Genomic DNA, 12,473 nt, shown 5'->3' with positions numbered 1-12,473 from the left:
CTAGAGGGTCCGGAACTGGCGGGTCGCGGAGATCGCCCCCGAGGTCGTGGTGGTGAACGTGCGCATCGAGCCGGCGAACTTCGACAGGTCCCACTCCGCCGGGCCGTGGTACCAGTACAGGTTGTCGCTCTGCCTGCCGTTGCCCGTGACGGAGGCCACCACCCGCGACCAGTGCTCGACCCCGTCGAAGATCACCGCGTAGGGCAGGTAGCGGGAGAACAGCTCCACCCGGTGCTGCTCGGGCACCTCGCCCAGCTCGCCGGAGAACAGGTACTCGCGGAAGGCCAGGGTGTGGGCCAGCGCGGCCGAGCCCTTGGCCGTCTTGGCGGGCATGTACTGCCCGCCGACCGCGAGCGAGCCGCCCGCGATGACCAGCGCCAGGCCGAGCAGCCCGTACGTGGTGAACCAGGCCAGGCCGACCGTCGCCACCAGCCCGGCGCCGATCAGCGCCAGGCCGATCACCGTCCACCTGGTGCGCTCGGTGTCGGGACGCCGCGCGAACCAGCCCTGCTCGACCACGTCGGCGTACAGGGCGTCGCGCACCTTGCCGAGCTGCCCGGCGAACGCACCCGACAGCTGTGACAGCAGCACCACGTCGCGGCCGTCGAAGATCGCCTCGTACAGCGCCCGCTCGTACGGCAACAGCGCGAGAACCGGCGCGGACGGCAGCTTGACCAGCATCCAGTCGGGCGCGTCGTAGGTCTGCCTGGGCTGTTCGTCGATGCGCAGGTAGCCGCGGACCGCCAGGTCCACGATCGTCGCGGTCACGTCCACCACGTCGGCCTGCTCGTCGACGAGCGTGCCGATCTGGCCGGGACGCACCCCGTCGGGCGGGGAGAAGTGCCCGTTCGCCGCGGCGCTGCCGTCGTGCTGCCGCTCGTGGTCCACGACCCGGGCGTCACGACCGCGCGTCCAGTACAGCAGGGCGACCCCGCCGAGCAGCAGCACCAGCAGGGCGGCCAGCGCACCGCCGGTGACCGCGTTCAGCGTGAACGCGGTGGCCAGCGAGAAGCGCTTCTCCAGGATCGCCGTCGCGCCGGTGGACCCCTTCGGGTAGCCGACGACCACGGTCAGCGCCTCGCCGGGCTTCAGGCCGTCCTGTTCGAAGTCCGCCTGGGTGGCGCTGTGGTCCATCGAGCCGGACGTGCAGAAGATCGCCGACGTCGGCTCGCCGGCGAAGCACGACAGGTTCTGCACCTGGCCGGGGCCGCTCACCTTGACGGTGGCCTTGGTGACCGGGGTGCTCCAGCCGCTCACCGGGTACCAGCGCAGCTCCTCGATGTCGCCCGACTGGCTGACGGCGCCCTTGACGTCGTACTCGACGGTGCCCGGCGCCTTCACCGTGAGCCGGTCGCCGGCGAGCGTGCCGCCCTTGACGTTCGAGATCTGGAACAGCCGGTCGTTGGCGTCGTCGTAGCGGACGCTGGTGGGGACGGTCCGCTCCAGCTGGCCCGACGCGCCGCCGATCTTCTCGACCACGTGCAGGGTCCCGTTCTTGGCGAGCGTCATCGTCACCTCGTCGGTGATGCCCGCTGCCGCCGTGGCCGGGACGGCGGCGGCCATGCTCAAAGCGGCCGTCAAAGCGGCTGTGCCGAGGACGGCGAGCGTGCGCCTGATACCGGTCATGGCCGCAAATCGTATCGGTTCGGGCGTGGACGGGTCAGTCCAGCGTGATGCTGTTGGCCGCCCTCCGTACGCTCTCCTCCGACGCCCCCTCGCCCGGGTTCTCGGTGGCGAGCGCCTGGTTCGCCTGGACGAACGGCCGCAAGCGGCGCTCGTAGCGGTCGAACGCCCCGGACGGGTCCCTGGCGAGCTCGTCGGCCAGCACGTACGCCCCCACCATGGCCAGGCTGGTGCCCTGACCCGACAGCAGCGAGGCGCAGTACCCGGCGTCGCCGAGCAGTGCGACCCGGCCCTTCGCGTAGTGGTCCATCCGGATCTGGGCCGCCGCGTCGAAGTAGAAGTCGGGCGCCTCCCACATGGCCTTGAGCAGCCTCGGCCCCTCCCACCGCAGCCCCGAGCAGTGCCGCTCGACGAGCCGCTTCTGCCCGTCGAGGTCGCGATGGTCGTAGCCGATCACGGGGGCGCCGAAGCCGATGTTCACCCGCAGCTCCGCGTTGCCCGGGACTGTGTAGAGGCCGAACCCGGCCTCGCCGTCGCGGTGCCACACCTGCCAGCGGTCCAGGTCGAGGAAGTTGTCGGTCGTGTAGATGGCGACGTACATGCCGAGGTGGTGGACGAACGGGGGCTCGTCGCCGAAGGTGAGTCTCCGCACGTTGGAGTGGAGGCCGTCGGCGCCCACGACGTAGTCGAAGCCGCGCCGCGCGCCGCTCTCGAACGTGACCCGCACACCGTGGTCGTCCTGGGCGAGTTCGGCGATCGAGTCGCCGTAGAGGTACTCGACCCCGCTGGTCGCGCCGAGGAGGATCTCGGTGAGGTCGTCACGCATGATCTCGACGTCGTCGCTGTCGAGCCGCCCGCCGCTGATCGTCTTCTCGGTGGTGCGCATGATCTCGTTGCCGTCGGCGTCGACCATCGACATGCCGCGCATGTCCGTGTTCTTGCCGCGGACCTGTTCCAGGACGCCCGTCCGCTCGGCCACGGTGAGGGCGACCCCGCGGATGTCGACGGCCTGGCCGCCCGTGCGGGTGGCGGGGGCGCGTTCCACCACGGTGACGTCGCAGCCGTGCCTGCGCAGCCAGTGGGCGAGCGTGGGGCCGCCGATGCCGGCACCCGAGATGAGGACGTTCATGGGAGTACTCCCTGTCGGTGTTGACGTCGTACGCAGGCTGAATGTACGCCGTACATACAGCTGACGCAAGCGGGGTTTTCGCTGCTCTGTACTAGTACAGGGGGCGGCCTGTTGACACCTGCCCTGCTAGGCTCTGTACTAGTACAGCCGGGAAGGAGGCCGAGTGGTCGGGAAAAGTGCTCCGCCGTACGCGCGGATCGTCGACGACATCAGGCGGCGCATCGCCGACGGAGAGTTCCGCGCCGGCGACCGCATCCCGTCGACCAGGCAGCTCGCCAGAGACTGGAACGTCGCCCTGGCCACCGCCGCCAAGGCCCTGACCGTCCTCGGCCAGGAGGGCGTCGTCAAGGCCGAGCCCCGCGTCGGCAACGTCGTCGCGGAGCCCCGCACGAGCGCCACCGTGCCGGGCGCGCGGCCGCCGCACCCCGCGGCCCACGACGGCGAGCTCACGCGCGGCCGCATCGTGCGGGCGGCCATCGGCATCGCCGACGCCGAAGGGCTGGCCGCCGTCTCCATGCGCGGCATCGCGGGCAGGCTCGGCGTGGCCACCATGTCCCTCTACCGCCACATCGGCAGCAAGGACGACCTGGTGGAGCTGATGATCGCGGCGGTGCTCGCCGAGTTCCCGCTGCCGGACGACCCGCCGGACGGCTGGCGGGCCAGGCTGGAGGCCGGGGCCCGGACCCAGTGGGCCGCCTACCGCGCCCATCCCTGGATGGCCGGGGTCACCGCGCTGGCCAGGCCGCTGCCGTCACCCAGCCTGGCCAGGCACACCGAATGGGCCCTGGCGGCGGTCGACGGCTACGGCCTCGACGGCGACACCATGCTGCACGTGCACATCCTGGTCTACAGCTACGTCCAGGGCCTCGCGGCCAGCCTCGAAGCGGAGGTCCAGGCCGAGGCCGCCACGGGGCTCACCGAGGACGAGTGGATGCGGACTCAGGACACGCAGCTGTCGGCGATCGTCGGCTCGGGCTCCTACCCGACGTTCCACAAGGTCGTGAGCGGCATGGAGGACGGGTTCGACTTCGACTTCGACCGCCTCTTCGAGTTCGGCCTCCGCCCGATGCTCGACGGCCTTCGCCCGATCGTGGAGGGGCACGCATGACCAGCGCACCCGAGCCGATGGACGAGGCCGTCGAGGCCGTCGAGGAAGGCGACGTCCAGACCCTGAAGCGGCTGCTGGTGGCCGACCCGTCGCTCGCCACCGCCAGGCCCGACGACGCGCGCACGCTCCTGCACGTGGCGACCGACTGGCCGGGCCACCGGCCCCACGTCGCCGAGACCATCGCCCTGCTGGTCGAGTCGGGCGCCGACGTCAACGCCCGGTTCGTCGGCTACCACGCGGAGACGCCCCTGCACTGGGCGGCGAGCAACGACGACGTGACGGCCATCGACGCCCTCCTCGACGCGGGCGCCGACATCGACGCCCGCGGCGCGGTCATCGCCGACGGCACACCGCTCTCCGACGCGGTGGCCTTCGCCCAGTGGCGGGCTGCCCGCCGTCTGGTGGAGCGCGGCGCGCACGTCGTGCCCAGGCACGCCGCGGCCCTCGGCATGGCCGACAAGGTCACCGTCGCCGACCAGGACGAGCTGGACCTCTGCTTCTGGTACGCCTGCCACGGCGGTCAGCGCGGGGTCGCCGAGGACCTGCTCGCGAGAGGCGCCAACCTCGACTGGCTCCCGCCCTGGGAGTGCCGGACCCCGCTCGACGCCGCGACCCGCCACGGCTTCACCGACCTGGCCGCCTGGCTCCGCACCCAGGGCGCCCACTCGGCCACCCGCTTCTGACCTCCGCCCGCGCCGTCACCGGGCTCCCGACCGGCCGCTTACCCGCCCGCGCACGCTGCTGTCGCGCGCCGAAGCAGACCGTGATTCGCCCCTAGTCGCAGATTTCCACGCGGACGCGGCGGAATCCGCGCCCCTTGCTCTCGATCTTCGCCACCCGCAGGCGGCCGATCTGCTTGGTCGACGCCACGTGGGTGCCGCCGTCGGCCTGGGTGTCGAGGCCGACGATGTCGACGACCCGCACGTCCTTGACCGTCTCGGGCACCAGGTTCGTCGCGGTCCTGATGATGTCGGGGATCGCGAACGCGTCCTCGCGGGGGAGGACCCGCACGTCGATGCGCCTGTCGGCGGCGATCTCGGCGTTGCAGGCCGCCTCGACCGCCTCGCGGAACCCAAGGGGCACCTCGGGCATGTTGAAGTCCATCCGGGCGCTGCCGACGGTCTGCTTCTCGGGGGAGATGAGCGGCTCCATGTTGCCGCCCGTGACCAGGGAGCCGTAGTCGCGGAAGACCACGCCGCACAGCACATGCAGCCCCGAGTGGGTGCGCATGAGGGCCGAGCGGCGCTCGTCGGCGACGGCGGCCTGAACGGTGGTGCCAGCCGGGGGAATCGGGTCACCTTCGGCGGGGACGAGGACGAGGTCATCGCCCTTGCGGACGCCGACGATCCGGGTCTCGACACCCAGCCACACGAGAACTCCGTGATCGGCGGGCTGGCCGCCCCCGCCCGGATAGAATGCCGACCTGCTCAAGACGATTCCATCGGGTGTCGAGTCCAGCACGACGGCCTCGAAGTCGCGAAGGTTCTGATCCGAGAGTTCGAGCCGTTGCGTACGCCCGTGGAGGTCGATGGTCATATCGGCAGCCTAGAGCCCCTGAGGTGGTCATGCGCGGCCCGCTGCGTCACGCCCTGATCGCATCGGCCGCGCTGATCCTGGGGATTTGTTACGCGATATCGGGATGTGCGAGCGACGTCGGGAACGTCGCTCGCCACCAGTCCGCCGGAGAGCGCACCCCGCCGGCCGGCGGGCAGGCGCTCGACGCGCCGGTGATGATGGTCCTCGGCGACAGCTTCACCGTCGGCTCCGGGCCCGTGCCGCCGTGGCGCACGTACGCGTCGGAGGCCGCGCGGCTGCTCGGCTGGCAGCCCGTCCTGGCGGGCGCGGGCGGCACCGGCTACCTCAACGAGGGCCGCGCCGGGCGGACGTTCCAACGCTCGTTCGAGGAGGAACTGGCCTGGCGTCCGGCCCCGGACGTCCTGGTGGTCTCGGGCGGGCACAACGACCACCGGTGGAGCGTGCTCAGCGTGAGCCGGGCGGCGCGGCAGTTGCTGAGGGACGCCAGGGCCCGGTGGCCGTCGACCCGGGTGATCGTGGTCGGCCCCATCTGGCTCGACGACGCCCCGGCCAAGGCGTACGCGATCCGCGACACTCTCGCCAGGGTGGCGGAGCGGGAGGGGGTCGCGTTCCTCGACCCGCTGCGGGAGCGCTGGATCACGGGCAGTCGCGCGGAGGTGATGCTGCCCGACGGCGTGCACCCCACGTTCGCCGGCCATCTCCGCCTGGCGCACTGGCTGGCGGCGAAGCTCGACAGCTAGCGGGCCCGTAGGCGGATGCGGCGCTCAACAGCCGGCGGGCCTGTGGGCGCTTGCGGCGCTGCCCGGCGATCGGGCCCGTGAGCCGGGGCGCGGTGTGTCTACCAGGGCCCGTAGGGGCCGTTGTTGCCGCCCCGGCCGCCCATGCCCTTGACGGCGGGCTTCACGTCCACGATGTACACGGCGGCGGCGATGACCGCGATGATCGAGAAGAAGCCCAGCCCGATGCCGATGAACGTCGCGCCGCCGACCAGCATGAAGTAGTTGAAGTAGGACCAGGCGCCGGCGGCCGAGAAGAGCGTGGCCAGCACGAGGATGATCAACCACAGGTTCTTCTGCAGCTTGCCCGCCGCCACGAACGCGGTCTGCGGCACGCGCAGCGCGTGGACCAGCGCGTAGACCGACATGCCGAAGATGCCTGCGGCGAGCAGCAGGAACAGGAGGTTGAGGCCGCCGTTGATCAGATTCATGTCTTCCGCTCCGCCCGATGCCGCGATGAGGTGACTTCAGCCTAGTAGCCGCCCCCGACAAGCGGGACCCGTGCGCGCGAAGGCCCGCCTCGACAGAGGCGGGCCCCGGCGTCGGTCAGGCCTTGGCCTTGCTGGTGCGGGTCTTCTTGACCGGGGTGGCGACGGATGGCCGGGCGGCCTCCGACACCTCCTCGAGCTCCAGGGCGGCCCCGCCGCTCACCTTGCTGACGACCTTGCGGCCGCGGCTGGCGAAGTCCTCGTAGGCGACGGTGGCGCGGTGGGCGAGGTGGTCGGCGTACTCGCGGGCCCTGTCGGGGAACTCCCTGGCGATGCCCTCGGCCTTGTCGGCGTAGTTGCGGGCCTTCACCGGCAGGTCCTTGGCGAGCTCGGAGCGGCGCGACTGGAGCTTCTGCAGCTGCTCGGGCAGCCCGCGCAGCTTCTCGACGGCGTAGTCGCCGACACCCGCGACGGCGTAGAACGGCTTGGACTCGGTGAGCTTCTTGACCTCGGTGGCGAGCGTCATGGGTTAACCTTCCTTGGTTTCCTGGCTGGCGGTGCCGTTGTCGGAAGTCGCCGTGAAGGGCTCAAGCGCGGCGAGCAACTCTTCCGGTAGCGGCTGTCCGTCGTCCGGTTCGGAGTCGCGCTGGGGGCGGGCGTTCTGGGAGGTCTGCTCGCCCTCGGTGCGGCTCTCCTTGCGGAACGACTCATAGATGTCGATCAGCACCTGGCGTTGCCGCCCGGTGAGATGCGTGTCGGCCCTGACCGCGGTGATCACGTCGCTCGGCGGTTCGCGGTCCTCGATGAGGCCCGCCTGCACGTAGAGCGCCTGCGCGGAGATGTGCAGGCCCTTCGCGATCTGGTTCAGGATTTCGGCGCTCGGCTTGCGCAACCCGCGCTCGATCTGGCTGAGGTACGGGTTGGAGACACCCGCGGCCGCCGCGAGCTGGCGGAGCGAGATCTTCGCCTGCTGCCGCTGGTCGCGGATGTACTCACCGATCGAGCCGACCTTGGGTAGTGCCATACCCGATAGTCTGCCTCGCCATGCTTGCAATTGCAAACACGCTAGCTAACATTTGCAAGCGCTAGAGCTGGATGAACCACAAGAAGGGTGCGGACGTGACCAAAGTCACCGAAAGCGTGAGGATGCCGTAACGCAGCCCTGTCGACAGCTCGGGGCCCGGTTTGATGAGCCGGTCGACCCTGGCCATCACGTTCTGCGCGTGCACGCCGAGCATCCCGTGCGGGGTGGGCATGGCGCCTGCGGTGCCGAACCTGAGCAGCGCCGTGGCCAGCCTGCGGGGCGAGCAGTAGCGCCGGGCGCGGTCGTCGGCCGCCATCTCGACGAGCAGCTCCACCTGCGCCTGCGCCTCGCACACCACCTTGGACCAGGGCAGCGCCCTACGCAGTGCGGCGAACGGCAGCAGCACCAGGTCGTGGCGCTCGCGGACGTGCGCGGCCTCGTGCGCCAGCACGGCGGTCAGCTCGTCCTGCGACAGCAGCTTGAGCGCGCCCTCGCTGACCACCACCTGTGAGCGCAGCCCCGGCACGCAGTAGGCCGCCGCGCCCGGATGGTCGAGCACCCGCACGCCCGGCACGCCCGGATCGTCGCGGGCGATCAGGGCGAGCAGCATGCGGTGCCGTCTGCGCGCGCGCAACGCCTGCACGCCCGCGGTGAGCAGCACCACGACGAGCACGGCGAGCGCGGTGAGCCCCGCGGTCATCGCCAGCACGTGCAGCGGGTCCCACGCGTCGCGCGGAGGACGCCCGTCGGCGAAGGCGACCAGGCCGGGCATGACGCCGACACCGTACGGCTGGACGGCGTAGGCCAGCATGGCGCCGGTCGTGGCCAGGCCCCAGGCGACGCCGAGGGACTGCCACAGGATGATGGCGACCCGGGGCGCGCGAGACGTCCACCGGGCGGTCGTGAAACGCCAGGAGCCGACCGCGCACGCCGTGGCGAGCGCTGCCAGCGCCGCTGCCGTGATCACTCGTCCTCCAGCTCCGTGAGCGCTTTTCGCAGGACGTCCGCCTCGGTGCCGGATACGGCCTGTGCGAACCTGGTCAGGGCGGCCGACCGGTCGCCCGTCAAGTCGAGAGCTTCCAGCATAAGCTCCGCGATGTACGAGTCGCGGCTTTCCGCCGGTTCATACCTCCAGGCGCGCCCGTCGCGGGTGCGCTGGAGGAAGCCCTTGCGGGTCAGGCGGTCGAGGACGGTCATGACCGTCGTGGGGGCGAGATCGCGGTCGGCTATGAGCCTGCCCACCTCGCGGGCGGTCAGGGGCCGGCTGTCCGCCCAGAGAATGTCCATGATGCTGCGTTCAAGCTCGCCGAGACCCTTCACACTCTGCAGCGTAGTACTACAACGTGTCGAGCAGACATCCGGGAGGCTGGTGAGATGGACATCACGTTGGTCCAGGGAGACATCACCGAACAGCAAGTCGACGCCGTGGTGAACGCCGCCAACTCGTCGCTGATGGGCGGAGGCGGGGTCGACGGCGCGATCCATCGCCGTGGCGGCCCGCGGATCCTGGAGGAGTGCCGGGCACTGCGGGCCTCCCGCTACGGCAGGGGCCTGCAGACCGGCCAGGCGGTCGCCACCACTGCCGGGCTCCTCCCCGCCCGCTGGGTGATCCACACGGTGGGCCCCGTCCACTCGGAGTCGGAGGACCGCTCGGGCCTGCTGGCGTCCTGCTACCGCGAGTCGCTGCGGGTCGCCGAGTTGCTGGGCGCGGCCACGGTCGCCTTTCCGGCGATCTCCACGGGCATCTACCGATGGCCCCTCGACGACGCCGCGCGCATCGCAGTCCAGGCCGTGCGGGAGGCGGACACGTCGGTCGCGGAGGTCAGGTTCGTGCTGTTCGACGCCGGAGCCTACGCCGCGTTCGAGAGGCAGCTGTAGGTCGAGAGGCAGCTGTAGGTCGAGAGGCAGCTCTGACGGGGCGATCGCGGTCCGGGAAGGCGACTAGGGGGCGATCGCGGACCAGGGGAGCGTGAGCTCGCCCAGCCGCCACCTGGCCCGGCCGCCGAGGGGCGCCTGGCGCGGCACCGGCCAGGACTCACCCAGTCTGGCCACCGCCGCCAACCAGCGCTGGCGCAGGCCGTGCACTCCGTAGGGGGCGCTGACCGCCCAGGCGTGGTCGAAGTCGCGCAGGAACGCGTGAATGCGCTCACCCGGCACGTTGCGGTGGATGAGCGTCTTCGGCAGCCGGTCCGCCAGGTCGGAGGGCCGCTGGAAGGCGTCGAAGCGGGCCGAGAAGGTGAGCGTCTTCGGGCCCTCGCGGTCGAGGCCCACCCAGACGGCCCGGTGGCCGACCTCGGACGAGGTGCCCTCCACCAGCAGCCCGCCGGGCGCCAGCCTGGCGCGCAGCACGTCCCAGTAGTGCCACGCCTCCGCCTCGCCGTACTGCCTGAGCACGTTGAACGCGCGCACCAGCGTCGGCGGGCGGGAGACCGGCAGTTCGAAGCCGCCGAGCGCGAAGCTCAGCCCCTCGCGCTCGTACGGCTTGGCGCGCGCCACCCGCGCGGGGTCGATCTCGATGCCCATCACCTCGACGCCGGGGCTGATCCGGCGCAGCCGGGTGAACAGCTCCAGCGTGGTCGTGTGGGACGCGCCGTAGCCGAGGTCCACCACCAGCGGGCGCTCGCGCAGCCGGTGGCCGTGCACGGCGGCGACCCAGCGGTCGGAGCGCCTGAGCCGGTTGTGCCCGGTGGTGCCCCGGGTGATCGCGCCGACCGGTCTAGCCACTGACGCGGTGCACCTTGTGCTGGGCGGCCTGGGCGCGCGGGCGGATCACCATGCGGTCGATGTTCACGTGCGCGGGCCTGGTGACGCACCAGGCGATGGCGTCGGCCACGTCGTCGGAGGTCAGCGGCCCCGGCACGCCCTCGTACACGCGGGCCGCGGCCGCCTCGTCACCGCGGAAGCGGGTCAGCGCGAAGCCCTCGCTCTGCACCATGCCCGGCGCGATCTCGACGACCCGCACCGGCTGGCCGACGAGCTCCAGCCTGAGTGTCTCGGCCATGGAGGTCTGCGCGTGCTTGGCGGCGACGTACCCGCCGCCTCCCTCGTACGACACCAGGCCGGCCGTCGAGGTCAGCAGCACCAGCACCCCGTCGCCCGAGTCGATCAGCTTCGGCAGCAGCGCCTGGGTCATCCGCAGGGTGCCGAGCACGTTGGTGTCGTACATCCGCTGCCAGTCGTCGAGCCGGCCGTTGGCGACCGTCTCCACGCCGAGCGCGCCTCCCGCGTTGTTGACCAGCACGTCGCAGCGGTCGAGCGAGGCCACCAGCGCGTCGACCGACTCCTGCGAGGTCACGTCGAGCGTGACGGGCCTGATCGAGGGCGTCTCGGCCGCGAGCTTGTCGAGGCGGTCGCGCCGACGCGCGCCGGCCACCACGTCGTAGCCCTCCGCGGCCAGCCGCCGCGCCGTAGCCTCACCGATTCCGCTGCTCGCGCCGGTCACCACAGCCGTCTTCGTCATGAGTCACATCCTGCCAGGCGGCTTTTCGTACCCTCGCCGTGACGACATGTCGGGAATGTCGCAAAGATCTGCATAGTTGAAGTTTTGTTTGGAGGTGATGTCGGGTGAGGCGACGACGGGTCAACCGGGTCGCGACCATCAGCATGCACACATCCCCGCTGGATCAGCCGGGCACAGGCGACGCCGGCGGGATGAACGTGTACATCGTCGAGTCGGCCAGGCGGCTGGCCGAGCTGGGCGTGGAGGTGGAGATCTTCACCCGTCAGACCGCCCGTGACCTGCCGCCCGTCGCGGAACTCGCCCCCGGCGTCACGGTCAGGCACGTGACGGCAGGGCCGTACGAGGAGATGGACCGGGCGGACCTGCCCGCCCAGCTCTGCGCCTTCCTGTCGGGCGTGCTGCGCACCGAGGCCACGTACGACCCGGGACGCTACGACGTCATCCACTCGCACTACTGGCTGTCGGGCCAGGTCGGCTGGCTGGCCAAGGAGCGCTGGGGCGTCCCCCTGGTGCACACCATGCACACGATGGCCAAGGTCAAGAACCTGCTGCTGGCCCGCGACGACAAGCCGGAGCCCCGGGCCAGGGTGGTGGGCGAGCAGCAGGTCGTGGAGGTCGCCGACCGGCTCGTGGCCAACACCGAGGACGAGGGGAGCGAGCTCATGGAGCTGTACGCCGCCCCCGAGGAGCGCGTCGCGGTCGTCCACCCTGGCGTCAACCTCACCGTCTTCCAGCCCGACTCGCAGGGCGCCGCCCGCCACCGGCTCGGCCTGCCCCAGGACGCGCGCCTGCTGCTGTTCGTGGGCAGGATCCAGCCGCTGAAGGCCCCCGACGTGCTGCTGCGGGCCGCGTCCCGGATGCTCATCGAGGACCCGTCGCTGCGCGACAGGCTGGTCATCGCGTGCGTGGGCGGCCCTTCGGGCAACGGGCTCGCCCGGCCGTCCGTCCTCACGGACCTGGCCGCCGAGCTGGGCATCCAGGACGTGGTCCGGCTGGTGCCGCCCGCCCCGCAGCACGAGCTGGCCGACTGGTACCGCGCCGCCGACGTGACCGTCGTGCCGTCCTACAGCGAGTCGTTCGGGCTGGTGGCCCTGGAGTCACAGGCATGCGGGACGCCCGTCGCGGCCGCCGCGGTGGGCGGGCTGCGCACCGCCGTGCGCGACGGCGTCTCCGGCGTCCTGGTGGACTCGCACGACGCGCACGACTGGGCGCGGGCCCTGCGCCCGTTCATCGTCTCGCCGCGCTGGCGTGACGGCCTGTCGGCGGGCGCCCGCGCGCACGCCGCCGCCTTCGGCTGGCAGAGCACCGCCTCCCACCTCATGGAGGTCTACACGCAGGCCCTGGCCACGCAGCAGCCCAGCATGCCGATCGCCCTCACCTCCTAGGCTG

At 71.5% G+C, this 12,473-nt stretch carries 15 protein-coding genes; 5 read left to right on the top strand and 10 right to left on the bottom strand.

From position 1 onward, the window contains the following. Together ABZ297_RS13655 and ABZ297_RS13650 are read right to left on the bottom strand one after the other, a co-directional pair. A complete protein-coding gene (locus ABZ297_RS13655; protein WP_355344386.1) occupies positions 1 to 1,626 on the bottom strand; it encodes a DUF2207 domain-containing protein in 1,626 nt (541 codons plus the stop codon). Between the two features lie 34 nt (positions 1,627 to 1,660). Continuing rightward, entirely contained in the window at positions 1,661 to 2,752 is a 1,092-nt protein-coding gene (locus ABZ297_RS13650; RefSeq protein WP_355344383.1) for an FAD-dependent monooxygenase, read from the bottom strand. Between the two features lie 163 nt (positions 2,753 to 2,915). On the opposite strand from ABZ297_RS13650, the gene ABZ297_RS13645 reads away from it, so the two are divergent. Then, positions 2,916 to 3,860, top strand: a complete 945-nt coding sequence (locus ABZ297_RS13645) for a TetR/AcrR family transcriptional regulator C-terminal domain-containing protein (RefSeq protein ID WP_355344380.1) — start codon at positions 2,916 to 2,918, stop codon at positions 3,858 to 3,860. Continuing rightward, positions 3,857 to 4,543 carry an ankyrin repeat domain-containing protein gene (locus ABZ297_RS13640; RefSeq protein WP_355344377.1) on the top strand — a complete coding sequence of 229 codons (687 nt, stop codon included), beginning with the start codon at positions 3,857 to 3,859 and terminating at the stop codon, positions 4,541 to 4,543. Before ABZ297_RS13645 ends, ABZ297_RS13640 begins: the two co-directional genes overlap by 4 nt. Positions 4,544 to 4,634: 91 nt before the next feature. On the opposite strand, the gene ABZ297_RS13635 is transcribed toward ABZ297_RS13640, so the two are convergent. Then, positions 4,635 to 5,396, bottom strand: coding sequence for an alanyl-tRNA editing protein (locus ABZ297_RS13635; protein WP_355344374.1), 762 nt, complete (start codon positions 5,394 to 5,396; stop codon positions 4,635 to 4,637). Positions 5,397 to 5,425: 29 nt separating this feature from the next. Here ABZ297_RS13635 and ABZ297_RS13630 point away from each other — a divergent pair, with 29 nt between their 5' ends. Then, positions 5,426 to 6,136 carry an SGNH/GDSL hydrolase family protein gene (locus ABZ297_RS13630; RefSeq protein ID WP_355344371.1) on the top strand — a complete coding sequence of 237 codons (711 nt, stop codon included), beginning with the start codon at positions 5,426 to 5,428 and terminating at the stop codon, positions 6,134 to 6,136. Between the two features lie 98 nt (positions 6,137 to 6,234). On the opposite strand, the gene ABZ297_RS13625 is transcribed toward ABZ297_RS13630, so the two are convergent. From ABZ297_RS13625 to ABZ297_RS13605, 5 genes are all read right to left on the bottom strand, one after another. Further along, positions 6,235 to 6,603: a DUF2516 family protein gene (locus ABZ297_RS13625; protein WP_355344368.1), complete on the bottom strand. Its 369-nt coding sequence runs from the start codon at positions 6,601 to 6,603 to the stop codon at positions 6,235 to 6,237. A 115-nt stretch (positions 6,604 to 6,718) separates the two neighbouring features. Then, complete coding sequence (locus ABZ297_RS13620) at positions 6,719 to 7,126, bottom strand: hypothetical protein (protein ID WP_355344365.1); 408 nt, start codon at positions 7,124 to 7,126, stop codon at positions 6,719 to 6,721. 3 nt (positions 7,127 to 7,129) lie between these two features. Beyond that, on the bottom strand, positions 7,130 to 7,624 hold the full coding sequence (locus tag ABZ297_RS13615) for a helix-turn-helix transcriptional regulator (RefSeq protein WP_355344362.1): 495 nt from the start codon (positions 7,622 to 7,624) through the stop codon (positions 7,130 to 7,132). Positions 7,625 to 7,685: 61 nt separating this feature from the next. Beyond that, complete coding sequence (locus ABZ297_RS13610) at positions 7,686 to 8,591, bottom strand: M56 family metallopeptidase (protein ID WP_355344359.1); 906 nt, start codon at positions 8,589 to 8,591, stop codon at positions 7,686 to 7,688. After that, the gene (locus ABZ297_RS13605) at positions 8,588 to 8,944 is read right to left on the bottom strand and encodes a BlaI/MecI/CopY family transcriptional regulator (protein WP_355344356.1); all 357 of its coding nucleotides are present in this window, start codon (positions 8,942 to 8,944) and stop codon (positions 8,588 to 8,590) included. Before ABZ297_RS13605 ends, ABZ297_RS13610 begins: the two co-directional genes overlap by 4 nt. Positions 8,945 to 8,998: 54 nt before the next feature. Here ABZ297_RS13605 and ABZ297_RS13600 point away from each other — a divergent pair, with 54 nt between their 5' ends. Continuing rightward, entirely contained in the window at positions 8,999 to 9,502 is a 504-nt protein-coding gene (locus ABZ297_RS13600) for an O-acetyl-ADP-ribose deacetylase (protein ID WP_355344353.1), read from the top strand. 63 nt (positions 9,503 to 9,565) lie between these two features. Here ABZ297_RS13600 and ABZ297_RS13595 read toward each other — a convergent pair whose 3' ends face one another. Together ABZ297_RS13595 and ABZ297_RS13590 are read right to left on the bottom strand one after the other, a co-directional pair. Continuing rightward, positions 9,566 to 10,348: a class I SAM-dependent methyltransferase gene (locus ABZ297_RS13595; RefSeq protein WP_355344350.1), complete on the bottom strand. Its 783-nt coding sequence runs from the start codon at positions 10,346 to 10,348 to the stop codon at positions 9,566 to 9,568. Then, positions 10,341 to 11,084 carry an SDR family NAD(P)-dependent oxidoreductase gene (locus tag ABZ297_RS13590; protein ID WP_355344347.1) on the bottom strand — a complete coding sequence of 248 codons (744 nt, stop codon included), beginning with the start codon at positions 11,082 to 11,084 and terminating at the stop codon, positions 10,341 to 10,343. Before ABZ297_RS13590 ends, ABZ297_RS13595 begins: the two co-directional genes overlap by 8 nt. A gap of 104 nt (positions 11,085 to 11,188) precedes the next feature. On the opposite strand from ABZ297_RS13590, the gene mshA reads away from it, so the two are divergent. Continuing rightward, the gene (gene mshA, locus ABZ297_RS13585; RefSeq protein WP_355344345.1) at positions 11,189 to 12,469 is read left to right on the top strand and encodes a D-inositol-3-phosphate glycosyltransferase; all 1,281 of its coding nucleotides are present in this window, start codon (positions 11,189 to 11,191) and stop codon (positions 12,467 to 12,469) included. Positions 12,470 to 12,473 lie beyond the last annotated feature (4 nt).

Source organism: Nonomuraea sp. NPDC005983, from assembly GCF_040614375.1.
Taxonomy (GTDB): Bacteria; Actinomycetota; Actinomycetes; order Streptosporangiales; family Streptosporangiaceae; genus Nonomuraea.
This window is presented reverse-complemented; position numbering and strand designations above follow the sequence as displayed.